Annotated in this window: 20 protein-coding genes and 3 pseudogenes; 12 read left to right on the top strand and 11 right to left on the bottom strand. The window is 61.1% G+C overall.

From position 1 onward, the window contains the following. Window positions 1–228: 228 nt before the first annotated feature. The 4 genes from BLJAPNOD_RS28665 to BLJAPNOD_RS28650 all read right to left on the bottom strand — a co-directional run bounded on the left by BLJAPNOD_RS28665 (window position 229) and on the right by BLJAPNOD_RS28650 (window position 3767). Entirely contained in the window at window positions 229–561 is a 333-nt protein-coding gene (locus BLJAPNOD_RS28665) for an antibiotic biosynthesis monooxygenase (RefSeq protein ID WP_115422317.1), read from the bottom strand. Next, a complete protein-coding gene (locus BLJAPNOD_RS28660; protein WP_115422316.1) occupies window positions 558–1580 on the bottom strand; it encodes a zinc-dependent alcohol dehydrogenase family protein in 1023 nt (340 codons plus the stop codon). Before BLJAPNOD_RS28660 ends, BLJAPNOD_RS28665 begins: the two co-directional genes overlap by 4 nt. A 137-nt stretch (window positions 1581–1717) precedes the next feature. After that, complete coding sequence (locus BLJAPNOD_RS28655) at window positions 1718–2707, bottom strand: LLM class oxidoreductase (protein ID WP_115422315.1); 990 nt, start codon at window positions 2705–2707, stop codon at window positions 1718–1720. A 70-nt stretch (window positions 2708–2777) separates the two neighbouring features. Further along, window positions 2778–3767, bottom strand: a complete 990-nt coding sequence (locus BLJAPNOD_RS28650; RefSeq protein WP_115422314.1) for a zinc-dependent alcohol dehydrogenase family protein — start codon at window positions 3765–3767, stop codon at window positions 2778–2780. Window positions 3768–3911: 144 nt separating this feature from the next. Between BLJAPNOD_RS28650 and BLJAPNOD_RS28645 the strand changes: the two genes are divergently transcribed. After that, window positions 3912–4838, top strand: coding sequence for a LysR family transcriptional regulator (locus BLJAPNOD_RS28645; protein WP_115422313.1), 927 nt, complete (start codon window positions 3912–3914; stop codon window positions 4836–4838). Between the two features lie 333 nt (window positions 4839–5171). Here BLJAPNOD_RS28645 and BLJAPNOD_RS36235 read toward each other — a convergent pair. The 3 genes and pseudogenes from BLJAPNOD_RS36235 to BLJAPNOD_RS28630 form a co-directional block, all read right to left on the bottom strand. Beyond that, a pseudogene (locus BLJAPNOD_RS36235) lies at window positions 5172–5295 on the bottom strand (alpha/beta hydrolase); the annotation flags it as partial. Window positions 5296–5488: 193 nt separating this feature from the next. Next, window positions 5489–6238 carry an SDR family oxidoreductase gene (locus BLJAPNOD_RS28635; protein ID WP_115422312.1) on the bottom strand — a complete coding sequence of 250 codons (750 nt, stop codon included), beginning with the start codon at window positions 6236–6238 and terminating at the stop codon, window positions 5489–5491. Between the two features lie 93 nt (window positions 6239–6331). Beyond that, on the bottom strand, window positions 6332–7168 hold the full coding sequence (locus BLJAPNOD_RS28630; RefSeq protein WP_199566051.1) for an alpha/beta fold hydrolase: 837 nt from the start codon (window positions 7166–7168) through the stop codon (window positions 6332–6334). A gap of 267 nt (window positions 7169–7435) precedes the next feature. Between BLJAPNOD_RS28630 and BLJAPNOD_RS28625 the strand changes: the two genes are divergently transcribed. Next, complete coding sequence (locus BLJAPNOD_RS28625; protein ID WP_244611136.1) at window positions 7436–8005, top strand: TetR/AcrR family transcriptional regulator; 570 nt, start codon at window positions 7436–7438, stop codon at window positions 8003–8005. A gap of 478 nt (window positions 8006–8483) precedes the next feature. After that, entirely contained in the window at window positions 8484–8741 is a 258-nt protein-coding gene (locus BLJAPNOD_RS28620) for a hypothetical protein (protein ID WP_115422310.1), read from the top strand. Window positions 8742–8908: 167 nt separating this feature from the next. Here BLJAPNOD_RS28620 and BLJAPNOD_RS28615 read toward each other — a convergent pair. The 3 genes and pseudogenes from BLJAPNOD_RS28615 to BLJAPNOD_RS28600 form a co-directional block, all read right to left on the bottom strand. After that, window positions 8909–9295 (bottom strand): annotated as a pseudogene (locus tag BLJAPNOD_RS28615) (LysR substrate-binding domain-containing protein); the annotation flags it as partial. Between the two features lie 327 nt (window positions 9296–9622). Beyond that, on the bottom strand, window positions 9623–10951 hold the full coding sequence (locus BLJAPNOD_RS28605) for an aminotransferase class III-fold pyridoxal phosphate-dependent enzyme (RefSeq protein ID WP_115422309.1): 1329 nt from the start codon (window positions 10949–10951) through the stop codon (window positions 9623–9625). 57 nt (window positions 10952–11008) lie between these two features. Continuing rightward, window positions 11009–12127: a C45 family peptidase gene (locus BLJAPNOD_RS28600; protein WP_115422308.1), complete on the bottom strand. Its 1119-nt coding sequence runs from the start codon at window positions 12125–12127 to the stop codon at window positions 11009–11011. Between the two features lie 131 nt (window positions 12128–12258). Here BLJAPNOD_RS28600 and BLJAPNOD_RS28595 point away from each other — a divergent pair, with 131 nt between their 5' ends. From BLJAPNOD_RS28595 to BLJAPNOD_RS28560, 8 genes are all read left to right on the top strand, one after another. After that, complete coding sequence (locus BLJAPNOD_RS28595) at window positions 12259–13170, top strand: GntR family transcriptional regulator (protein ID WP_115422307.1); 912 nt, start codon at window positions 12259–12261, stop codon at window positions 13168–13170. Between the two features lie 140 nt (window positions 13171–13310). Further along, the gene (locus tag BLJAPNOD_RS28590) at window positions 13311–14870 is read left to right on the top strand and encodes an ABC transporter substrate-binding protein (RefSeq protein WP_115422306.1); all 1560 of its coding nucleotides are present in this window, start codon (window positions 13311–13313) and stop codon (window positions 14868–14870) included. 15 nt (window positions 14871–14885) lie between these two features. Further along, window positions 14886–15830 carry an ABC transporter permease gene (locus tag BLJAPNOD_RS28585; protein WP_115422305.1) on the top strand — a complete coding sequence of 315 codons (945 nt, stop codon included), beginning with the start codon at window positions 14886–14888 and terminating at the stop codon, window positions 15828–15830. Then, complete coding sequence (locus tag BLJAPNOD_RS28580) at window positions 15827–16645, top strand: ABC transporter permease (RefSeq protein WP_115422304.1); 819 nt, start codon at window positions 15827–15829, stop codon at window positions 16643–16645. Before BLJAPNOD_RS28585 ends, BLJAPNOD_RS28580 begins: the two co-directional genes overlap by 4 nt. Next, window positions 16642–18255 carry an ABC transporter ATP-binding protein gene (locus tag BLJAPNOD_RS28575; RefSeq protein WP_115422303.1) on the top strand — a complete coding sequence of 538 codons (1614 nt, stop codon included), beginning with the start codon at window positions 16642–16644 and terminating at the stop codon, window positions 18253–18255. The genes BLJAPNOD_RS28580 and BLJAPNOD_RS28575 overlap by 4 nt, the downstream gene beginning before the upstream one ends. Before the next feature lie 151 nt (window positions 18256–18406). Then, window positions 18407–19846: an NAD-dependent succinate-semialdehyde dehydrogenase gene (locus BLJAPNOD_RS28570; RefSeq protein ID WP_115422302.1), complete on the top strand. Its 1440-nt coding sequence runs from the start codon at window positions 18407–18409 to the stop codon at window positions 19844–19846. Between the two features lie 958 nt (window positions 19847–20804). Beyond that, window positions 20805–21176, top strand: coding sequence for a hypothetical protein (locus BLJAPNOD_RS28565; RefSeq protein ID WP_115422301.1), 372 nt, complete (start codon window positions 20805–20807; stop codon window positions 21174–21176). Window positions 21177–21359: 183 nt separating this feature from the next. Beyond that, window positions 21360–21638, top strand: a complete 279-nt coding sequence (locus tag BLJAPNOD_RS28560; protein WP_115422300.1) for an HU family DNA-binding protein — start codon at window positions 21360–21362, stop codon at window positions 21636–21638. Between the two features lie 318 nt (window positions 21639–21956). Here BLJAPNOD_RS28560 and BLJAPNOD_RS28555 read toward each other — a convergent pair whose 3' ends face one another. Then, window positions 21957–23714: an adenylate/guanylate cyclase domain-containing protein gene (locus tag BLJAPNOD_RS28555; protein WP_115422299.1), complete on the bottom strand. Its 1758-nt coding sequence runs from the start codon at window positions 23712–23714 to the stop codon at window positions 21957–21959. Window positions 23715–23873: 159 nt separating this feature from the next. Here BLJAPNOD_RS28555 and BLJAPNOD_RS28550 point away from each other — a divergent pair. Beyond that, a pseudogene (locus BLJAPNOD_RS28550) lies at window positions 23874–24475 on the top strand (type IV secretory system conjugative DNA transfer family protein); the annotation flags it as partial.

Genomic DNA, 24475 nt, shown 5'->3' with positions numbered 1-24475 from the left:
ATGCCGCCGAGCGACACCTTGCGTCATTGGTTGACATATGAGGGGCAGTCCATAATGAAGTATCGAGTGTGCCAGAATAGATTGTTGCAAACCAATAGCGACATCGACGAATGCCTTCCTTCAAAAGACTGATAACGAGACATGCATTCAGCAATCGGGTGGCCGTCAAGATGGCCCGACAATCACCCGAGTTCTAAATCCGCGCATTCCTCTACTAAGCGGCGTTGCCTATGTTGCTGCGGCATCCCCATCATCATGTCCGGTTACGGCAAATGCTGTGCCTTCGAGATGATAGACCTTCGGTTCATCCGAGAAATATTCCTGTAGGCCTCCCATGAATATCTCGTGATCTTCGCTCGCTTCGAAGCCCGACGTATGATCCTCAAGCGAGCGCCACTGCACGATAAGATTGAAAATTTCGGGCGTTTCGATCCCTTGCGCCAGAACATGGCCTCGGTAACCCCGCGCGCGGCTGAGCAACGGAACGACCTCTGCGAATGCTCGTCTGAACGTTTCAGTCCGTTCTTTGTGAACGGGTAGCTGAGCGATCTCGTAAATCATGGTTGCACCTTTGAAGTGAATTTAGACGGGTATTCGCTAGCACGCGCAGTGCCGGCCGACGGTTCGACTGCAATTGCGATCTTGCCTCGGACACCGTTGTTCGGGGTCTCGAGCAGAGCATGGGCGAGAGAGAGATCGGCGAGCGAATAGACAGCGCCAACGTGCGGCCGCAGCTGACCACGCTCCACTAATGTGCTAAGTTCATCGAGCTTGCCTTGGTTCTGCCGTGTGAACACGAAGTGAAAACTTGCATTCTTACCCCAAGCTTCGATGAGGTTCTGTGGCAGTGCGATGTCTACGATGGAGACGACACGGCCGAGTTGCGCGAGAACTTTTGGGCTATGGGTTAATGTATCGCCGCCGAGCGTATCGAACACGACATCGACCCCGCGGCCATCCGTTTCCCGCATGATGGCGTCGATGTAGTCTTCTTTCCGGTAGTCGATGACCACATCCGCCCCAATGCTTCGTGCGAAGTCGAAGTTGTCTTGGCGTACGGTGGTGAACACTTTCGCACCTATGGCTTTCGCCACTTGGATCGCCACGTGACCGACCCCTCCTGCGCCGCCATGGATCAGAATGCTTTCTCCTACTCTCAGAGCCGCACGCGAGACCAAAGCCTCCCACGCCGTACCACCAACCAGGCTCAGGCTTGCTGCTTCGAGATGGCTTAGCGACTTGGGCTTGCGTCCGATGATGTTTTCGTCCGCGACGTGGTACTCGGCATAGCTGCCCGGGCCGTCAAAGATTTGCGGCGTGTACCATACCTCGTCTCCCGGAGCGAACACCTTGCCCCCTGGACCGACGGCTTCGACGACGCCGGACACGTCATGACCGGTAATGGCCGGCAGTGGTACATAATCGCGATAGTCGCCGCGCCGAACTTGGTAATCCAGGGGATTGACCGACGTGGCATGGACGCGAACGAGGACTTGTCCCGCCTGCGGAACGGGCTTTGGAACTTCGGAGAGCTCAAACGATTCTGGACCGCCGAAAGATTTGAGTGTTATCGCTTTCATTGTAGGTTCCTTGTTTTGGCAAAGGCAAAAAACTGCGGATTGCCGGCATCGTCCGTGACAACGGAGGCTTGCTCGTCAATCTACAAGGCGTTGATCAGAGGAACTGCCAAGGTTTGTCTTGACAGCGCCTGGGCGGCTCATGGCGCACTGATGCGGAAATGCGGTATGACTTCAGTTCCGATCTCATCGAGAACATCGGCTACCGGTCTCCGGCTGAACTTGAGGTTCAGTGCGACGTGGTTGATCCCATTTGATCGCAGGTCGTCCAATAGGTCGGCCAGCCGACGTCGTCCGACCCGATATCCGAGATGGATGGGGCTGGGCGGCGTATCCGGATCTGCGGCCAGGTCGATGTAGAGCGATTGAGCGATCGGCTTGAATCCTGCTCCTAGGCGGTCGAGTGCTTCGCGCCAACGCGAGGCGACCTGCGCCTGCTGAGTCACGCCGCGCGGGTAAGTGATCCAACCATCGCTACGCTGCGCGATCCAGTCCAGAGATTGCTGGCTTTGCCCGGTAACGAGGGTGGGCAGCCGGGGCGAGAGAGGTTTGGGCACGAGATCGCCGCCGCCCGCGAGCCACCCATAGTGCGCCGACGCGTGGACCGGAAAACGCTTCGTGAGCAACGCCTCCACGTAGTCGAACGCGTCGCGGAAGAGTTCGGAACGCAGGTTCGCGTCGCGGCCATAGGCCGGGTACTCGACCGGGCGGTCGCCCGAAGCGACGCCGAACACGAAGCGTCCGCGGGATAGACCATCGAGCGACGCCCCCGCCTTGGCGACATCGATCGGGTGATGGAGCGGCAGGATGATGGCACCTGTGGCGAGCGCGATGGTAGACGTGCGCGCCGCGATCGTTGCGAGCCAAACGAAAGGGTCGTAGATGTGGCCTAGATCGCCGAAGCTCGGGTCGTTCAGCGGCACGTCCCGCGCCCAGAGCGCGGCAAAGCCGAGACGCTCTGCTTGCTGGGCGAGCTCGATCTGGTCTTGCATAGCCGGCTCGGGTCCGTCGAAAGACTCGATCGGGAAATAAACGCCGACAGTCAACTGCTCGGGCGCGAACATTGACGCGTAGCCGCGGCCGAAAGGGTTCAGACCGGCGTTCTCGGCCGGCGATGGGGCGATAGTCATCGTTCTTTCCTTCCTGAAACGGACGGCCGGGTTGATCCTCGACCGCCCGCGCACTGTTCCGGATGTCGAGTTAGGCACTCGCCTCACCCGACACGTCGATCACGACTTTGCCGCGCAAGCCCCGCGCGGAGCCGTTTTCCAACAGCTCGTGCGCCTCACCCATGCGGGCCAGCGGAAGCGTAGCGCCGATCACGGGCTTGACCAGCCCGCGCTCGACCAAATCTGTGAGCGCATCAAGCTTGCCTCGGTTTTGGCGGGTGAACACGAAATGGTATGCCGCGTTCTTGCCCCAGGCCTCGATGAGGTTCTGCGGCTGCGCGATATCGACGAGGCTGACCACGCGTCCGGCATCCGCCAGCGCGAGCGGGCTTCGCGTGAGCGTATCACCGCCGATCGTATCAAAAATGACGTTCACACCTTCCCCTCCGGTCAGCCGGGCGACGGCCTCCACGTAGTCTTCCGCCGTGAAGTCGATTGCCTCGTCGGCCCCGAGCGAGCGTACGAACTCGTGGTCGCGGGCAAGCGCCGTCGTGATTACCCGTGCGCCGATCGCCTTGGCTACCTGAACCGCGATGGTGCCAACGCCGCCCGCACCGCCGTGGATGAGGATCGTTTCGCCAGCCTCCAGCTGCGCGCGCTGGTGAAACGCCTCCCAAACCGTACCGCCAACGAGCGTCAAGCTCGCAGCTTCAAGGTGCGTTAGGTTCCGGGGCTTTCGGCCGACGAGCTCGACGTCGGCGACGTGCTGCTCTGCGTATGAGCCGGCCCCGCCGAAGATCTTCGGGGTGTAATAGACCTCATCTCCGACTGCGAACTCATGAACGTCTGAGCCCAGCTCCTCGATCACGCCTGAGATGTCATGGCCGATGATTGCGGGCAAAGGCACGTGGTCTGTGTAGTCGCCGCGGCGGATCTGGTAATCGAGTGGGTTGATAGCGGTAGCATGCACCAGTACTCGCACTTGGCGCGGACCGACCGCCGGCACTTGTACGTCGCGCAGTTCGAATGCGTCCGGGCCGCCGAAACGGGTAAGAACGGCGGCCTTCATTGAGTTGGCCATAACGATATCCTTTCATCAGGAGAAGTATTGACGGCCCCATAGGCTATGGCGCCGTCTCGATGTCTCCTATTTGATTTATCTCGATTGCCTTGAGTAGAAGACCTGTTTTAGGATCAGTTTCAACAAACCTTTGAAAGCGACCTCATGGACGTCGACGATTTGCGCCTGTTCGTACGTATCGCCCAACTGCGCAGCATCAGCGCCGCGGCTCGCGACATGGGTCTCACGCCAGCGGGAGCCAGCGCCAGACTGGCGGCACTCGAGCGAAAGCTCAGCGCCAGGCTTCTCCATCGCACAACGCGCCAGGCGACCTTGACCGAGGACGGCCTCGCCTTCCTGCCCCATGCAGAGAATGTTGTGCATGCGGCAGAGTCCGCCCAAGCAGCGCTTGGGCGAGAGCAGGCCTCGCCGCGCGGCACCCTGCGGGTGGCGGCTCCGGCCTCGTTCGCGCGGATGCACATCGTACCCGGCTTGCCGCAGTTCTGCAGGCGATATCCCGAACTGGCACTCGATTTGCGCATCTCGGACAGCATCGTCGACCTCGTCGAAGGTGCCTTCGATGTGGCGGTTCGTTATACAGAGCCCAGCGACACGTCCTTCGTCGCTCGGCGGCTTGCTCCGGACAATCGAGTGCTGGTTGCATCGCCCGAGTATGTCGAGCAACGCGGGCGGCCGAACACCCCCGACGACTTAACGGAACATGCCTGCCTCGTCGTCGGCACGCTCGATCTCTGGACGTTTCGAGGGAGAAATGCAGAGGTGATCGAGCAGCGAGTTACCCCAAGCCTCCGCATCAATGACGGCAGCGCCGTGCGCGACGCAGCCTCTGCTGGGCTTGGTATCGCTCTGATGGCCACTTGGTGCGCATCGGAAGAGCTCCGATCGGGCGCCCTCGTGCCAGCCCTTCCCGGATACCCGCTGGTCTCAACCCAGACGCTTTGGGCGCTATATCCGAGTTCCCGCGAGCTGGCGCCAAAAGTAAGGGTGTTCATCGACTGGCTCGTCGACCGATTTGGACATCAACCGTACTGGGACAAAGGCTTGGATAGGATCTTGGATAACAGTCGATGACACGCACTTCCAAGCAGGATCTTCACCAGGTGATTGACCTTTGCACCCCACATCAGCAGCCCGGTGGCATATCGCCTCGCATCATTGCGCAGCGTGATGGGGCTGATGCCGGCTGCCGCCAATTCATTGGCGTGTCCCAAAAGCCAGTGCTCGAACCGTATTCCCAGAACTTCCGGATGCAACTGCAGACCAAGGACGTTTGGCCCGCGCGAAAACGCCTGGTTTACGCAAAGCGATGTCGATGCGAGGACCCTGCCGCCCCCCCCCGGCAGGTCGAATGTATCGCCATGCCAATGAAGCACCGGAACGTCTCGTAGCACGGAGAGCGGATTGGTGGCCTGCATCGACCTCGGTGACAATGCTGCCCGCGCGCGCACATGGATCGCTGCAGGTCAGGATTGATCACCCGGTCGTTCGTCGTCACTATGGCATGGCTGGGCTTGTCCAGCCAGGCAGGGAAAAAATGCCTTCTTCACGGTACAAGCTGCTGCAATGGCGCCCGGCTTGCTATCTCTCTCTGGATCGACAGCCAGCCGGCAGCGTTGGGTGCCGATGTCGACACCCATTTTCCGCGCTATCATCGACCCTGCTAAACTCAGGCTGAACCTCTCAGGCGCGCGGACGTCGCCTGTCGCGTCGAAGATCACCCGTTACGCAGTTTTCGCATAAAGCGATACCGCGTCCGCGCCCGCGGGTATGCGGAACGGCGAAGACCTATCGGTCACCGCCTGCCAGACCGCCTCCGCCACGTCGCTTGCAGTGGTGATGTCGGCCGGCTGTTGCGACGCTCCAGAAAACACCTGTTTCGCCCAGTCGGCATAGGCCTCGGGTATACTGGTCTGCGAGCGGGCACGGGCGGCCGCACTAAAGGACGTTCCCGGCGCTCGACCGGGGATGACTAGCCGCACGCGCACCCCAAATGATTCCACCTCCAGCGCAAGGTTTTCGCTGAATGCTTCTACGGCCATCTTGCTGGCGGTATAGGCCGACAGCATCGGCAGCGGCTTGAGCGTCACGGCCGACGACACGTTGACGATCACGCCCGACCTTTGCTCACGAAGACCGGGCAGCACGGCTTGCGTCATCGCCATGGTGCCGAATGTGTTCAACTCGAAAATCTGGCGCGTAGCGTTAATAGACACGCCTTCAAGCGCGCCCATGAGGCCGGCGCCGGCATTGTTGACCAGGGCATCGATCGGTCCTGCTTCTTCGACGGCGCGGGCAATACTAGGGGCGTCGGTCACATCGAGGGCAACGACACGAAGGCGTTCGGATTTGGGCAGTACGTCCGCGCGCGGCGTGCGCATCGCAGCAATGACGGTCCAGTCGCGATCGAGGAAATAGCGAGCAGTCTCTAGCCCGAAGCCGGACGAGCTGCCGGTGATGAGGATCGTGTCCATGTGAAACTCCTGTTTGCAGTGCTGGTATGGCGCGACCGTGGAAGGGGCTGGCGCGCGCTGCGCGGGTGGCCGAAACAAGGTGCGTCCGACGGCCTACTTTGTCTCGACGCTGCCTTCCGGTGCGGTATCGGCCGCCAGCTTGGCGACCGTCTCGGAGAATGTGGGATTGCATGGATAGAGCGCACTACGGAGGAAGGCGGTTGAAAGGCGCTGGATGGCGGCGACACGCTGGGGCCGCTCATCCGTCGTCTCGCGCGCCTCGTAGCCGGGAATGCCGCCAAGCGCATGCTCGCCGCCGAAGACAGTGAACAGCGCCTTTGGCGATGGGCTCAGATCGTAGGCATCACGCCACCAGTCTGGCCCACGCATGGTCAGGCCGCCTTGGTCCTGATCACCCGCGACGATGAGGCTCGGCGCCGTCATGGTCGAGAAGTCGGGATACAGGAACGGGAAGGTACGGGCTGCATGCTCAGTGAGGTCGTTGCCGCTACCTAGTACCGCCAGCAATACGCCTGCCTTCACCCGGTTGTCCGTCCTATTGATCACCGATCCACTCTCAGGGTCAGGATGGGTGGCGCCGAGCAAGGTACTGGCGGTCTGCCCGCCCCATGAATGCCCGGCAACCGCGATCCGCGAGCGATCGAGCCGCCCGCGGATCATCGATGCTTCGCCCTCGATGTGATCAAGCCTGTCGAGAATGGCTGCAAGGTCTTGCTCGCGGAAGCGCCAGAAATTCGGGCGGCGAGGATCGTCTGGGGCAAGGCCGAGCATCCGCGAATCTAGATGCGTCGGCTGGATCACGACAAAGCCATGGGCCGCCCAATACTCGACGAGGGGGCCATAGGTGTGAAGCGACTGGCCGTTGCCATGCGAGAAAAGAATGACGGGTAGCGAGTCGCCGGCGATCGGCGCGGAAACCCTGACATGCAAGTCAACGCCCCGCCCCGGGGACGGCAAGGTAATGGGAGCGATGGAGACAACGGCGGGTAAAGCGCCGGCCTGCGCTGGGGCTTCAGCGAACGAACTGGACATAGGAACGCGAACCTCTTAATTATGAACCGGATCAATGATCCGCTAGATCGTATACGGATCGATGATCCGTTTATCAAGAGGATGAAGCCGGCTGTGCCCAAATCCCGGAATGTGACCGAGACCGACTCAGGGAAAAGGGGCGAAGCCGAGCCCTCTGCACCGCGAATGCGTGCCGATGCGCGCAGGAACGAGGAAGCGGTTTTGGAAGCTGCTAAGATCGTGTTCGCCCGTTCGGGGGTTGATGCGCCGATCCGAGAGATCGCGGCACAAGCGGGTGTCGGGCTGGGTACGCTCTATCGCCGTTTCCCAACCCGTGCCGACCTGGTGGCCGCCGTGTTCCGCCGCGAGGTCGATGCCTGCGCGGATGCGGCAGCGCCCCTTGCCGCCGAGCGGGGTCCAACCGAGGCGCTGGCCGCGTGGCTGATGCTCTATACACGCTTCCTGGCCACGAAACGGGGATTGGCCGCTGCACTCCATTCTGGCGATTCGGCCTTTGCTACCTTGCCGGACTATTTCCGCAGCCGGTTTGAACCAGCTCTGTCGATGTTGCTGGATGCCGCTGCCGATGCGAGCGAAGTCCGTGCCGACGTCGCGCCCTATGATCTGCTGCGCGCGATCGGAAACCTCGCCGTGGCTTCCGGGGAGGATGGACCAGCGCATACCGAACGCATGCTCATGCTGCTGCTGGATGGCCTGCGCTATGGGGCGACAAAGGCGAACCGGGACTCATCGTAGCGTCACTCAATCTCGCCCGGAATCGTCGAAGGCTCGCCGCGAGGCTTCAATGTCCTGCCAGGTATCCCTGATCCAGCTCGGCGATCGGCGTCAACTGGCTCGCCGGTTTCGATTTTGAGATCAAGGTGATCGCTCGAATTCCAGCCAGGGGTTGAGACCCATCCCATTCGATACATCATGCGATCTTCTGTAACGAAACGCTGATGATCCTTCGCACAGCGCACCAAGCGCCGGCGGCTTTGCTGCCAGAGCCCGTTCGCGCGCGGTTTGGTCGGTTAAAAGCCTCGTCTCGGAGGATCAGCATGGCGACGGCCAACGGCCGGGATCCAGGAAATTCAGGCACGGCAAGTTGCTCCTCTTCCCCCAGCTTTCGGCCTGACGAGCGCGAGTTCCGCAATATTGTTCCGCCGGCTCAAGGTCTTGTTGCTACTTTCGTTTTGGTGGAGGACAATCTGGTCCGAGGAGTGAGGAGCGGGCGATGGATTTCGAAAAGGTCGGGCGGGCCCGCCTGATGATGCGGCTGCCGAGGCACCGGAAGCAGATCTCTGATGCCAACTTCTTGGCGATTACCGATTTGCTGGAAGCCTACGGCATGGCCGCAATAAAGCGCGACGAGTTACGAGAGCAACCGACGCCAGACCCTTCGATCTTGGCCGAATATGAGGATCTCTGTCAGAAGCTGGAAGACGACGTCATCAAGATGCTCGCCTGTGTGAGCCCCCGCATGGTCCGCTAGGTCAGCACTCCCATGAATGCCCTGAAAATCCAGGAGGCGGGAAGGCGCCTCCAATTCGCAAAGTTCATGTAACGAGTAAACAGCACGTTCTCGGTATACGGAACGCAGCGCAGACGAGTTATGACTGGAACGGCGCCCGCTACATCCTCTCGACGAGAAGCAGATGCTCACCGACCCGCCCTTACCAGCGAGCGCGCGATATCAATGATATCGACGCGGGCGGCCGTCGGGTCGTCCTTCGACCAGGCGACCCCAAGCCCGATCTTGAAATCGACACCCCTCACCTTCCGGAGCTCGAAATTGCGGTTCGGCAGATCCAGCGTCCATTCCGGCGCAAAGCCGATGCCGAGACCGGCAGAGACCAATGACATCAGTGAGACGGTGTCGTCGCACGTATGGGCGACGCTCTTTGCCAGATCGTGCTACTCGAACTCTTCAGCGAAGTAGCGTTCGGTAAAAAACAGGTTCCGCCGCGAGAACGAGATGATCTTCTCACCCTTTAGATCCTCGATGCCGATCTCGCTACGGGCAAGCAGCGCGCTGTTCTTCTCCATAAGCGTGTCGCCAGCCGACTTTACGCCGCGGCGGCGGCGGTGCGGCGTTCGGCAGCGAGACAATTCTTTGCTGCCGGAGACCCCTTGGGCGCCTTCGCGGCCGCGCGCCCAGCGATGCTCGCCAGCGTATGGCTGGCAATTCTCTCGCCCGCTTTTCAGCCTCGATAATGACCGCGTGAATGGAGCAGACACCGCCTTTGCCCGCAGGGGGTCGCGAACCCAAGTCACCGGTCTACGGTGCTGCCTCAGCTTTTGCTTGAGCACAACTCGGCGATCTGGCCAGTCGCCCCCCGCGGGAACGGCCGCTGATTGATGCTATTGGCTGTATCAGTCCGACTTCAGCGCTGCTTTGATGGTTGCGAATATCGTCTCGATCTCATCCTCCCCGATGGTGAGCGGGGGCGACAGCACGATCGTATTCGCCACAGGACGAACCAGCACGCCGTGATCGAAGCAGTGTTCGTAGACTTTCCTGGCCAGTGCCTTGCCACGAACGGGATCCTCTCCAAGTTCGATGCCGGCAAGCAGACCGAGATTACGGATATCGACGACTCCTGGAAGCCCTTTGAGGGTGTGGGCGCATGTTTGCCAATGCGGCTCAAGCCGCGCTGCTCTTTCGAACAGGCCTTCGGAAACATAGACATCGAGCGAGGCGAGGCCGGCCGCCGCTGCCAGAGGATGGCCGGAATAGGTGTAGCCGTGGGACAGTTCGACGGCACCCGAGCCCGCCTTTCCGGTCACAGCGTCATAGATGGCGCTCAAGGCGATCACACCACCCATCGGAACTGCACCGTTGGTCATGCCTTTTGCGACCATCAGGAGATCGGGTATGACCCCGAAGCGGTCGGCCGCAAAGGGCCGGCCAAGTCGCCCGAAGCCGGTGACGACCTCGTCGAAGATCAAGAGGATGCCGTGGCGTGTGCAGAGTTCACGCAGCCGTTCGAGATAGCCGACCGGTGGAACGAGCACGCCGGTCGAACCGGCGACAGGTTCGACGATGACGGCTGCGATCGTCGAAGCGTCGTATGTCGCAATCATCTGCTCGAGCGCATCGGCAAGTTCCGCACCGTGGCGAGGCTGACCGAGGCTGAAGGCGTTCCTAACCGGATCGTGCGTGTGCGGCAGGTGAACGGCACCGGGCAAGAGCATGCCGAACTGCTTCTTGTGCGGTCCCATTCCGGCCGCCGACAGGCCCCCGAAACCAACACCGTGATAGCCGCGCTGGCGCCCGACGATACGCTGGCGCTGCCCCTCTCCCCGTGCATGATGATAGGCAAGCGCGATCTTGATCGCCGTATCGGCGGCTTCTGAACCCGAATTGGTAAAGAACACATGGTTCATGTCCGCCGGAGCGATCGACGTCAGCCGATTGGCATATTCGAAGACAAGCGGATGCCCGAGGCCAAACGAGGAAGCAAAGTCCAGCCGCGCCGCCTGCTTCTGGATCGCCTCGACGATCCGCGGATGGCCATGCCCGGCGTTGACGCACCAGAGACCGGCAATGGCGTCGAGCAGACGATGGCCGTTACTGGTGAAGTAATAGAGCCCTTCGGCATGCGAGATGAGTGCCGCATTCGCCTTGAAATCCCGGTTTGCCGTGAACGGCATCCAATAGGCATCGAGGCTGTTCGGGCCGGGCGTGGTGAGCGTATCCATGTGATTGCGCCTTCTGTTCGTTGGGCAAGCGCACCGGCAAGGCGCGCCGGCGGGCCTTCAGGCCGCAATTTCATCCCGGTAGGTCGGGTAGCTCTTGAAGCTCGGATTGTCGGCGGGCAGCACCGCGAGTTCCATCTCGCCGGCCGCAGGCCGCATCACGATGGTCGCGACCGTCGCTGAGACATGGCCACGCGACGAACGATGTGGCGGACGGCAGACGGCGTAGGGATAACCGAACTTGTCAGAAAGCGCGGCCTTGACCTCGGTGACGCCGATCTTGTCGGACTTTTCGAGAATGCGGCGAACGCGCCAGTCGCGGTAAAAACTGTCCGACCAGCTTGAATGCGCCTGCTCGCGCAATTTCAGAAGCGCCGTCTGGCTCTGCCAATGGTTGGCATGCACGATGAGATCGTTTTCCGGATAGATGTTGAACGCTTCGTCCGGTGCGCATTCGAAGCTGACGGCAAAGCCATCCTTGTGGCTGACAATGATGTTGTTCGACGCCGACTTCCTCGTTCCGGCCACGGCACGCATCGCCATCGCCAAATGTTCCTGCTGCAGGACCATGCGCCGGATGAGCGCCAACGGCACGCCATCACCGGCAAAGTCGCGGTCGCTCTCGAGATAATTGGCCGTGACGGCGATGCCCTTGTCGTTCATGCCGCTGCGTGCAAGGCCACCGGCCTCGGTGAACGTCTGGTAGGACGGACCTTCATCCGGCTTGACGCGCAAGACGATCGCCGTCTCCGCGCATTCTGCCATCCAGTCCCAGTTCTGCGCGTGCACGAGCTCTCCCGTGGCGCTGCGCTCGGGCAGGACGACGACCCCGGTGCAGCCGTCGCCCGAATGCTCGGCCCTCGCCGCCTGGGTCTTTCGCGCCCTCGCAAGGATCTCGGTACGGGCATTGATCAGCGCGACGTGCTCGAACGGCAAGTCAGCACCTTCCGCTATGCCCTTCATCTCCACGACGAAATTGGGGTCGAACGCCTCGATGAGCGGAACATAGCCGGTGACGATCGACTTCAGGTCGTCGGCCAAGACCCCGAGCGTCGCAAGCCGGCCCGCATAGAGTTCAACGCTGCGACGCACACGGTCCTTCGCCCGCTGCCCATACTGACGCCCACGCTCGAGCGGAGTTCCTGAGATCGAAACGAACGGAAACGGTGCGGCGGTCATCTGTCTTTTCTTTCACTCTATGTTGCGTTTTGTGATGTTAAAATGCACTATCACAAGGAATTGTCCAGAGGAAATCGAACAGCTATGTCAGAAGCGCACCCCAAAGACCGACCAGACCCTGGAGCCAGTTGATGAGCACGGAAAGCAGCCCGAGCGCGTTGCAGATCGACATTGCCCGGCAGATCCTGCTTCAGGCACAAAAAGAAGGCTGGCGGGCAGGTCATCCGATTGTCGAGAAGACCCTGGCAGCAATGTTTGGCGTATCGCGCACGCCGATGCGGGCCGCTCTCGAAATCCTTGCGACCAAGGATTTGGTGCGCCTCATCCCCAACAAAGGCTTTGTCGCCGCCACCGATCTCGGCAACGGCAGCCACATCGAGACGTTCAGCGAGAGTGAAACGGAACGCCTGAAGCAGCAGATCCTGCGCGACCGCTCTGTCGGCACCATTCCGCAGGAAGTGTCGGAAAATGAGCTGACGGAACGGTACGGCATTGCGCGCGGCACGATCCGCAAGGCGTTGACACAATTATCCTCGCAAGGCCTCATTCACCGCCAGCGCGGCCACGGTTGGGCGTTCGTCGATTCGCTCGACAGCGCAGAAAGCCTGGCCGAAAGCTATCGTTTTCGCATCGCGATCGAGCTTGCAGGCCTTGCCGAACCGAATTACCGCGCCGATCCGGATGCGCTTAAGGCCCTCATTGCCGAACATGAAAGCATGCTCGACCAGATCAATGCCGCCGGCAGCATCACCCGCGACAGCTGGTTGAAACTGAACGCCTCCTTCCACGAGACACTCGCCGCCTGGTCCGGCAACCGCTTCATCCTGCAATCCGTGCGCATGCAGAACGACCTCAGACTGCTGCGTGAGTCCTCGGTATTCGATCGGCTCCGGCCCGAGCGCAGGGAGAGGTCGCTGAAGGAGCACATCCAGATCCTCAGGTATATCGGCTCCGGCGAGATCGAATTCGCCCAGCTTGCGCTGCGGCGCCACCTTGAATCGACGCTGCAGAAAGTCGAGGACCGGATCCGCAGCGAAAGATAACGCCTGCGGAGAGCGCATTTGCCTCCCCTTTCGCAGAGGCCGAACAAGGTTTGCGATTTTCTGTATTGCTTTATGATCAAACAAAAGGCACAGTTCGCTCAACCGGAAAAACCGGACAGACTACAAAGAGGAGAACTGAGGTGAACCGTAGACAGAGACTGGCCGCGTCGGCCGCAGCACTCGCGCTGACCTTGACCTGCGGCCCGGCCGCAGCCGAAACGCTGAAAATCGCACTCAATGCCGACATCCGCAGCCTTGATCCGGGCGTCAACCGAGACGCCAACAGCGACGCCGTCGTGTTGCACATGGTCGAGGGTCTCGTCGCATACAGCGAGGACGCCTCGGTAAAGCCGCTGCTCGCCAAGGAGGTCGCAGTCTCGGACGACGACCTGACCTACACCTTCACGCTCAGGGATGGCGTCAAGTTCCATAACGGCAACGTGCTCACTGCGGTCGACGTCGTCTGGAACTGGAGCCGCTACATGGACGAAGCCACGAAATGGCGATGCCGTAACGACTTCGCCGAGGGCGGCGTTGCCCATGTCATATCGGTCACCGCACCCGACGACCAAACCGTCGTCTTCAAGCTCGAAAAGCCGAACGCCCTCTTTCAGGCAACGCTTGCCAGAACCGACTGCGGCATGACCGGCATTCTCGACAAATCATCGTTCAACGCCGACGGCTCGTTCAACGTGCCTGTCGGCACCGGTCCCTTCCGCTATAAGGAATGGCGTAAGGGCGAATTCATCGACCTCGAAGCCTTTGCCGACTACGCGGTACGCAGCGAAGAAAAGCGGGACGGCTACACCGGTGCCAAGCGTCCGCTCGTCGAGGCCGTCCGCTTCGCCGTCATTCCCGATCGCTCGTCCGCCAAGGCTGCCCTGCTCAATGGCGACATCGATATCGTACCGGACGTTCCCTATGCCGATGTCGAAGAGTTCAAGCAGAACGCCGATACCGCCGTTTCGCTGGCGACCAATCCCGGTATCGTCGCACTCCTCTTGCAGACGCGCGATCCGCTTCTCAAGGACATGCGCATCCGCAAGGCGATCGCCATGGCTCTCGACACCAAGACCATGGTCGAGGGAATTACGCTCGGTCTCGGCAAGGCCAACAACTCGCTGATACCGCCGACCTCACAGTACCATTCCGCAGCCCAGGCCCAGGGCTACAGCTACGATCCCGAGGCGGCAAAGGCGCTGCTGCAGGAAGCCGGTTACAACGGCCAGCCGATCAAACTCATCGCCAATACGCGCTATTCCAACACCTACGATGCGGCAATCGTGGCACAGGCAATGCTGCAACAGGTTGGCATTACCGCTGAACTCGAAGTGCTGGAATGGGCCGCACAGCTCGACCGATATCAGAGCAGCAACTATACGGCGATGGTGTTTCCCTATTCGGGACGCTACGACCCCGCACTGACCATGGACTCCGTCATGGGCAACAAGGACAAGGAGCCGCGCAAGGTCTGGGACGATCCGGACGCACAGGCCATGCTCGCCGACGCCGTGCGTTATTCCGATCCGGCAAAGCGCCAGGAACTCTTCGACAAGCTGCACGCGCGCTTCCTGGAAACCGTGCCCTTCATCATGCTCTATAACGGGCTCGAGGCGTCGGCCTACCAGAAACACGTCCAGAACTACGCGGCTTCGATCTTTTCCATGCCAAGGGCATGGGAAGTTACGATCGCCGAGTAAGAAGGTTCGGTCGAGATGCTGCGCTTCATCCTGTCGCGAATAGGAATGGCCGTTCCGACGGTCCTCCTCGTCGCCGTCGTCGTCTTCTTCCTGATCCGCCTCGTTCCCGGCGATCCGGCTGCACTTCTGCTCGGAGACATGGCGTCACCCGAAAGCGTCGCCGCCCTGCGGTCGGATCTCGGACTGGACAAGAACATCCTAACGCAGTTTGCGATCTGGTTGACCAACGTGTTCCAGGGCGATCTCGGGACGTCGATCACGACGAAGGAGCCAGTGGCCCATCTCGTCATCGAGCGTTTCAAGGTGAGCGCCGGCATCGTCCTCGTTGCCGTCGCCCTTGCCTCGCTTGCTGCGGTCCCCGCCGGCTTCATTGCCGCGCTCCGGCAGAACTCGAAGCTTGATCTGACGCTCGTATCCATTGCGGCCTTGCTTTTGTCGATCCCGACCTTCTGGCTCGGCCTCGTCATCCTGCTCATCTTCGGCCTCAAGCTCGGCTGGTTGCCGGTGGTCGGCTACGTATCGGTCGCCGAAGACCCGAGTCGGGGACTGCTTTACGTACTGATGCCGATCCTCACCCTGTTCCTGCACGAGATCGGCGTGCTGCTGCGCATGGCCCGCGCCTCGGCGCTCGAAGTCCTAAGGCTCGACTACATTACCCATGCGCGTGCCAAGGGCCTTCCTGAGCGCACCGTGCTGTGGCGACACGTGTTTCCCAACGCCTTTGCCCCGACGCTGACGCTGATCGGCCTGGTTCTCGGCAACATGCTGGGCGGCATCGCCGTCGTCGAGACCGTGTTCACCATTCCTGGTCTCGGGCGACTTCTGGTCGATGCAATCTTCGGCCGTGATTATCCGGTCATCCAGGGATGTCTGCTGTTCATCGCTGTCATCTACGTGCTGGTCAATCTGGTCGTCGACCTCTGCTATCCGCTCTTCGATCCGCGAGTGAAAATCACATGAAGACCCTTTCTGCCAATGCGATGGTTGGCGGCCTGTTCGTCGGCGCCTTCGTGATCGCAGCCTGCATCGGTTCGGTCTGGACGCCCTACGACCCGATGGCGATCGACATGAAGGCGCGTCTGGCCGGACCGTCGACCCAGCACCTGCTCGGCGCCGACGAGTTCGGGCGCGACGTGCTCAGTCGTCTGATGCTCGGCGCCTCGGCAAGCGGCATCGTCAGTCTCGCGACCGTTGCGATTGCGACCGTACTCGGCACCGCGCTGGGCTCGATATCAGGCTATCTCGGCGGATGGACCGACCGTGTGCTCGTCGCCGTCACCAACGCCCTGCTTGCTTTCCCTGGCATCCTGCTCGCACTCGGCCTGCTTGCGATCTTTGGCGCCAACAAATACGGCATCGTGCTGGCTCTCGGCATCGCCTATACGCCTTCGGTCGCCCGGATCGTGCGCGGTACCGTGCTTTCGCTCAGGGAGCGGGAATTCATCGATGCCTCGCGTGTATCAGGTGATACCGAGATGTACACGCTGCTTCGCCACATCCTGCCCAATTGCATCGCCCCGTTGACGGTTCTGTCGACATCGATGTTCGGCTGGACCCTGCTTTCGGAGAGCGCCCTTTCCTTCCTCGGCCTCGGTGTACCCCCACCAGCGCCGACCTGGGGCAACATGCTGGCCGCTGCCCGCCCCTACCTCGCCCAGGCCGCTTGGCTTGCGATCTTTCCAGGCCTTTGCATCTCAATCGTGCTGCTCGGCATCAATCTCCTCGGCGACGCACTGCGGGATCGGCTCGATCCGAAAATGAGAGGCATGCAATGAACACGCCAACCCTCCTCACGGTCGACCGTCTGGTGCTCGGCGCCACGGCCCTCACCCCCCAGGTCGTCAACGGCGTCAGCCTGACGCTTCGCCGCGGCGAACGCATCGGCATCGTCGGTGAATCCGGCTCCGGCAAGTCGATGCTGATGCGCGCCGTCATCGGCCTGCTTCCAGCCGGAATCTCCAAGCTCGGCGGCACCGTCCGGTTCGAGGATCGCGACATGGGAGATCTTCAGCCCGAAGAACTGCGCAAGTTGCGCGGCAAGGGTATAGGCCTCATCTTCCAGGAGCCGATGACCTCGCTCAACCCTGCGCTGACAATCGGCCGGCAACTCGAGGAAGGTCTGGCGTTGCACACAGCGATGGACGCCGCGCAACGCCGTGTCGCAATCCTTGCCATGTTGCGGCGTGTCGGCATCGCGGATCCTGACGCCGCCGTCCGCGCCTTTCCGCACGAGTTTTCGGGCGGCATGCGCCAGCGCATCATGATCGCATCCGTCATGCTGCTCGAGCCGGCACTCTTGATCGCCGACGAGCCGACGACCGCACTCGATGCGGTCGTCCAGCGAGAGGTGCTGGAACTGCTGCATGCCCTGGTCGAAGAGAAAGGCACCGCAATGGTGCTCATCAGCCACGACATGGCGATGGTGGCCCAATACACCGATCGCGTGCTGGTCATGCAGAAGGGCGTGTGCGTCGAGGAAGGAGCGACCAGCGAGCTGTTGCGCGCGCCGCGCCATGAGTACACCCGGAAACTTTTGTCCGCCCTTCCCCGCCGCGCGCCGGCTCGGTCAGTCGTGCCGCGTGCTCCGCTTGCCAGCGTCAGAAACATGAAACTTGCCTATGGCAGCGGCAGCAGCGCCAAGGCTGTGTTGCACGGCATTGACCTGGACATCCATCCCGGCGAGATCGTCGCGCTGGTCGGAGGTTCGGGCTCCGGCAAGACGACGCTTGGCCGCATCATCGCTGGGCTGCTGCAGCCGAACGAGGGCACGCTGACCTTCCGCGGCCAATCCGTGAACCGGAAGAGCGGCGGCTACGCCGATTACCGAGCGAATTGCCAGATGGTGTTTCAGGATCCCTACTCCTCGCTTGATCCGAGGATGCGTGTGCGCGAGATCGTCGCTGCGCCGCTCCGGCACGAAAAGTCGATGCGTTCGACTGCCCGACGCGAGCGGGTGAACGAAGTATTGAGCGAGGTCGGGCTCGGTCCACAATTCGCCGATCGTTTTCCGCATCAGCTCTCGGGCGGACAAAGGCAGCGTGTCGCCATCGCCCGTGCGCTCGCTCGCCGGCCGGACCTCGTCATCGCCGACGAAGCGGTCTCGGCTCTCGACATGACAGTGAAGGCCCAGATCCTCAGACTGTTGTTGCAGTTGCAGGAACAGCAGGGATTTGCGTGCCTTTTCATCTCGCACGACCTTGGCGTGGTCGAACAGATCGCCGATCGCGTCGTCGTGATGCACCGCGGCGTCATCGAGGAACAGGGCAGCCGTGACGAAATCTTCGACCGGCCGACGTCGTCCTACACGAAGAAGCTCCTGTCGGCGGTTCCCATGCTTACTCCGGCTGACGGCGGCGGCATCGACCTCGTCTGGCGAGCGGCTTAGTCTAGGCGTTCAGCGGTATTGGACGACGCAGTATCGACTGTCTTGCTGCTGCGCCGCCATTGTTGGCGATCAAGAATACCCGGCAAGGCCCGCTGGCTCGATCACTTCACCTCGCGCGAACGAGGCACTGAACATTCATCAAAGGCTCTCCATGACACAGTATCCGCACATTCTCCTCCACATCGACGGCGCCTGGCGGCCGGCGCGATCGGGCAAGACCATTCCCGTCATGGACCCGGCCAGCGAAGAAGCGATCGGGCATGTGGCCTGGGCCGACGTGGAGGATCTGGACGAGGCACTTGCGGCGGCCGAAAGGGGTTTCAAGACATGGCGGTCAACATCCGCCTTCGATCGCGCCCAGGTGATGCGGTCGGCTGCCGCCCTGCTTCGCGAACGGGTCGGCGACATCGCCTTTCTGATGACGCGCGAGCAGGGCAAGCCCCTTGCCCAGTCGAAGGGCGAGATCCTGAGTGCCGCCGAAATCATCGAGTGGTTTGCCGAGGAAGGAAAGCGGGCCTACGGCCAGATCATTCCGCCGCGCGCGCCCGACGTCACCCAGATGACGGTCAAGCTGCCGGTCGGTCCGGTCGCCGCCTTTACGCCCTGGAACTTCCCGATCAACCAAGTGGTGCGCAAGCTGTCGGCGGCGCTGACCACCGGATGCTCGATCATCGTCAAGGCGCCCGAGGAAACACCGGCTTCGCCGGCCGAACTCATCCGCTGCTTCGTCGACGCCGGGCTTCCGGCCGGTGTCGTCAACCTCATCTACGGTGTGCCCTCGGTCATCTCGGAATACCTGATCGCCCATCCGGTGATCCGAAAGATGTCGTTTACCGGCTCGACCCCAGTCGGCAAGATGCTCGCTGCCCTTGCCGGCCAGCACATGAAGCGCGCCACGATGGAACTCGGAGGGCATGCGCCTGTTATCGTCACCAATGACGCCGATGTTGAGCGCGCCGTCGCGATCATGTCCGGCAGCAAGTACCGCAATGCCGGCCAGGTCTGCGTATCGCCGACCCGCTTCCTCGTGCAGGAGCGCGTCGCCGATCAGTTCCTTGACGGCTTCGTCGCCGCATCGAAAAAGATCAAGGTCGGCAACGGTCTCGAAGCCGGTGTCGACATGGGGCCACTCGCCAACGACCGGCGCATCCCGGCGATTGAAAGCCTGGTCGCCGACGCGGTCGAGCAAGGCGCCCGACTGGCAACCGGCGGCCATCGCATCGGCAATCGTGGCTACTTCTTCGAGCCGACGGTTCTGGCGGACGTGCCGCTTTCGGCCCGGATCATGAACGACGAGCCGTTCGGCCCGGTCTCGATCATCAATCGCTTCCATGATCTCGACGAGGCGATCAACGAGGCCAATCGCCTGCCCTTCGGTCTTGCGGCCTATGCCTTTACCGGATCGGAGCGCAGCGCCCACCGCTTGGCAAGCGAGGTCGAAAGCGGAATGATTTCGATCAACCACCTGGGCCTGGCGCTCCCCGAAGTCCCCTTCGGCGGCATCAAGGATTCCGGCTACGGCACCGAGGGTGGTTCCGACGCGATCGAGGCCTATCTGGAAACGCGCTTCGTCACGCGAAAGAGCGTCTGAGCCGATGGAGCGAAGGCGCCCGCCCTCGGCGTCTGCCGCTTCCCCTGGGCGCTATCCAACTTCTTCTCATCGAGTGACGAGCACTTCTTGCAGATGGCCAGTCAGGTCGATCTAGCCAATCAGTTTGTGAGGGAGCAAGACACTATGAACGGAATGTCGGGGGCGCATGAATGTCTTCATCAGCATCCGGTTTTGAGGTCATCGCATGACGGAGTTGAGCATCCGGACCAGTTTCGGTCCCGTTAACGCAAAGCTCTTTGCGGAAGCTGGAGGATTGAATTCGACGCCGTCCCTGAACAGCAAGTTAGCTGAGGTATGATCGCGCCTTGCGTAACCCGGATTGATTAGTCAGGCCGCTCATAAATTCGTTGCTTTGGACCACGGGAATTGCGACATTACACTTTTAATTGCGCGCAGCCAGAACACACGCCAGAGATGAGCTTGTGCCGGTTTTTATTGCCGCGCAATTTCGCTCTTAAAGCGCGCGCATCCCTTCAGCCTCCGCTCCCCTGTGGAGGCTCAAGCATTTCTATGAGGTCACGACCGACTGCAGTCGGGATGGTTGCGCCTTTTCTGGCCTTTGCTACATTTATTCCCCCTAATTTTATGGGCTCCCCATCGTTCGTAACGTGGCGGATTGAAGTTTGCCCATTCGCGTGATTGCGGTGAAACAAGAGGATGAATGTGGCGCCGGAAATGCCTTTTCCTCACGGCTGCGCCTACTGGGCGCCGGCCGCGTGTTTACGCTGCAACGTTCGTGGTCGAGTTTTTCTGCGGCAGCGTACCGGAATCGAGGAATTAGAACTTCTATCCGCTGAGCTAAGCGCTTAGCGTACATAAGCATTTTCTGTTGGACCGCATTCCTGCCCGCGCCCAGTGAGCCATATGGGTGCGGTACTCGCCCCGCCTGGCGGCGGGGTCCCTTCTTTCCGGCACGAGACTTCCCGAGAGGCACGGCATGAAAGCTGAAGAAATTTCGCTAAAATATTCCGCTCTTCAACCCGACGGCGCTGTTGTTGCGATCGAGTTCAATCAGGAAATCGCCGCGACGCTCGTCCGGCTCCCGGATGACCCTTCGCTTTACTTCGATCTGAGCGAACCACATCTGCTTATTCCGCTCGAGCAGTTGGTAAACGCACGTGCGCGCGAAAGAGGCATCATCAATGCCAACCGCCACATGGTGGCGGCAGCGAAATGCAATCTGGAGAAACGCAAACCCCTCACGGTTCAGTCACTAGACAACGACCTGTGGCTCGTGGTGGATGGGAATTCGACACTGCTCAACGCGCGCCTTTCTAGTTGGCGGGCGATACCTTGCTGCATGAGATGACCAGACACATCTGAATGCCCGCCCTCGATCGAACTGGCACTCGCATGCTCGGGGCCAATTTCATCGAAAAGCGGCGATTACGTTGTGGAAATCCTCGGCATTTCGCTCCACCTCGCTGGGACGCCGGATGACAAAAGGGATCCGGGCAGGCGAGACTTCCCCGTCACCAAGAGGGGAAAAACAATGACAACGACAAATGAGATTGCAGAAAAGATCGCAACCGAACATGGCCTGACGAAAGTCCAGAGCAAGGCGGTTGTGGAGGCGGTCTTCGCAGCCGTGACCGCCGCCGCCAAATCCAGCGCGGAAACATCGATCCCAGGCTTCGGCAAGTTCAAGGTCAAGGACACGCCGGAGCGGGAAGCGCGCAATCCGGCCACCGGTGCAACCATTAAGGTTGCTGCTGCGAAGAAATTGACCTTCGCGCCGGCCAAAGCTCTCAAGGACGCGCTGAACGGCTGATACAACTCAGAGATTCGGGGCGAGCGAGCGCACCACCTCACGGGGGTGCTAACTGGTCGCCTCGAACCTTAACGATTGCGGATTGTGCGGCAGAACCTGTGGGCTGACGCATTTGAGCTATGCGGCACCCGAGATGGGTCCCCGCCGCACGCGGCTCCCTATGATACATTATGCGATCTTCTGTAACGGCCACGACGCCGACCGTAACGACGTTTATGGTGAGTTTCGCAGCAGCATTAAGAAATGCCGGTGGATGACGACGTGCTGCCGGGAACGCTCCTCCGGTAAGCGATCCGTTCTCGAGGTAAATCCAGCCCGTCAATTCAGCCCGGCACGGGCAAGTCCCTCGATCAGGCGCGCCCGATCCTCGGAGCGGACGAAGGAAGATGTTGCTCTGACCGCATCCCGTGAGATGTCAGGAACTAACGACTTGAGCCGTCCGAGCAAGTCTGTGGCAGCCTCATGGTTGCCCAGAAGTCCGGCACAGGCTGTGCCGATAACCAGCGGAACCGCGTGGCCAGACCGCAATCGATGTGCCTCCCGCGCGTAACTCAATCCAAATTCGTAATTCGCGCCCTGGAAATAAGCCATGGCGTAGTAAAACTGAAAGTCGCCAAGAAAAGCCTCGCGCGGGCTCAGTCTGAGGGCGTAGTCGATGCAGGGAATGGCGTCCGCCGCGCGGCCCCCGTTGGCATGCGCAAGTCCCAACTGCCCGTGTGCAAACGCGGAGTTGGGGTTGATCGCGACAGCCTGGCTGATCGCTGCCATAGCCAGGACATTGTCACGCGTCGCAAAAGCTATCATCGCCTGCGCAAGGTACGTCCACGGTTCCTTATCGTCCGCGGCAATGGCTTGTTGGACGAAATCCCTGGCAAGGGTCAGGGCATGTCCCATGTCCTCCCACCCCTGGAACGCGCGCCACATGGTAATCCAACCTTTCATGGCAAGCGCCTGCGCATAACCGGGTGCCAGTCCGATTGCCCGATCAAGCAGGGGGAGCATCTTGCCGCTGCTCTCCTCAGACAACTGGGAACACAGGAACACCGCTCGCACGACACACTCCCAGGCATCAAGGCCATGATGCGGCTTGGGGCTTTCACGGGCATGCTCTGCCGCCAGGAGTTCCGGCCCGATGCGACCGACGACACTTGCGGTGATTTCGTCCTGAATGACGAAGATGTCCCCGAGGTCGCCGTCATACTTCTCGGCCCAGAGATGGACTTCGGAGACCGCATCGATGAGCTGCGCGGTCACCCTCACCCGGTTGCCGGACTTGCGGACACTCCCCTCGAGGATATAGCGGATCCCGAGTTCGCGCCCAATGGCGCGCACATCCACGGGCTTTCCCTTGTAGGTAAACATCGTGTTGCGGGCGATCACGAAGAAGCCCTTGAGCTTGGATAGCGCGGTGGTGATGTCCTCGGTGAGCCCGTCGCTGAAGAAGTCCTGCTCCGGGTCGGCGCCCATGGCGTTGAACGGCAGCACGGCAATCGATGGTCGGTCCGGAAGTGCGGGCCTCAGCGATGCCGTTCCTGCGGTCGTCCTTTCCAGAAGAAGGCGGTACAGTCGCACCGGCCGCTCCATGTTCTTGAGCGCGCGTTCTCCGAGGTACTCGTAGCCGCAGTCAAGCTTGCCCGGGAGGTGATCGTACGCAGTGCCGGAAATGAAAATGCCGCCTGGATCCGCCAAGGTCTGGAGGCGGGCCGCGATGTTGACGCCATCGCCATAGAGATCCCCATCATCTTCATGGATCACGTCACCGAGATTGACGCCGATCCGGAAGATGATGCGTCGCTCCGTCGGGATATCGGCCTGGTTCTCGGCAACTCCCTTCTGGATGGCGACCGCACAAGCGACGGCATCGACGACCGAGCCGAATTCCACGAGCGCACCGTCGCCCATCAACTTGACAATACGGCCCTGATGCTCGGCCAAAAGGGGATCGATCACCTCCCGGCGCAGAACCTTGAGGGCCGACAACGTCCCAGCCTCGTCATGTTCGACGAGGCGGGAGTAACCGACGACGTCAGCGGCCATGATCGCGGCCAGCCGCCGCTCTGCTCTTGCAGTTGCCATGGCTGTCTCCCCCTCAGGAGATCCGCCGCATGAAGCCAGGCAATTGAGGCGACATGCACTATCGGGCTGCCTGATACCGCGACCGCGCTGGGTCATGATACCACTGAGGCGCTCATATGGCGACGCTTCACGAGAGTGGCATCTTCAACAGGCGTCGCCCCCTTCGGCGTGACGGGCAATCGCTCAGCAGCCTTCAATCCCCTCGACATGCTCGACCCAGATAGCCTGGATATCGCGGAAGATGCCAGCACACTCGCCGACGCCCTGATGTTCGACGAACCGGGCATGGCCGGTGATGCCCATTGGAACGAGGAGGCGAAGGCACTGATCGCCGGCCCCATCCTCAAGATCGTTATCGCAGTTCTCCGGGGCGCCGAAACCTCTCGACGTTACGCCCCGGAACGCCTCCTCGGTTTGCTCGCGCGAATGCAGGACATGGACGAGGCCAATGGGCTGATTGCCCGTGCCGCCAATCGCCATCTTGGCAAGTCCGATCGGGAAGCAGCCGGCGTTTTGTCGGCCGCGCAGCGTCACACCCATTTCCTCGATAGCCCACGCATGACCGCCGTGCTCGGCCGATCGGATTTCCGTTTTTCCGATCTCAAACGAAACAACGCGACCGTGTTTCTGGTCCTGCCGCCTGATCGGCTGTCGGCCTATTCCAGGTGGCTGCGATTGCTGATCACCCAAAGCCTCACCGACATGGCGCGCGATCCCGCCTCCCCTGCCCGGCCCGTGCTCTACCTGCTCGACGAGTTCGC

This window comes from Ensifer sp. M14, assembly GCF_003355565.1.
In the GTDB taxonomy this organism is placed as follows: domain Bacteria; phylum Pseudomonadota; class Alphaproteobacteria; order Rhizobiales; family Rhizobiaceae; genus Ensifer.
Note: the sequence above shows the minus strand (reverse complement) of the source record. Positions and strands in the feature narration are given on the sequence as shown.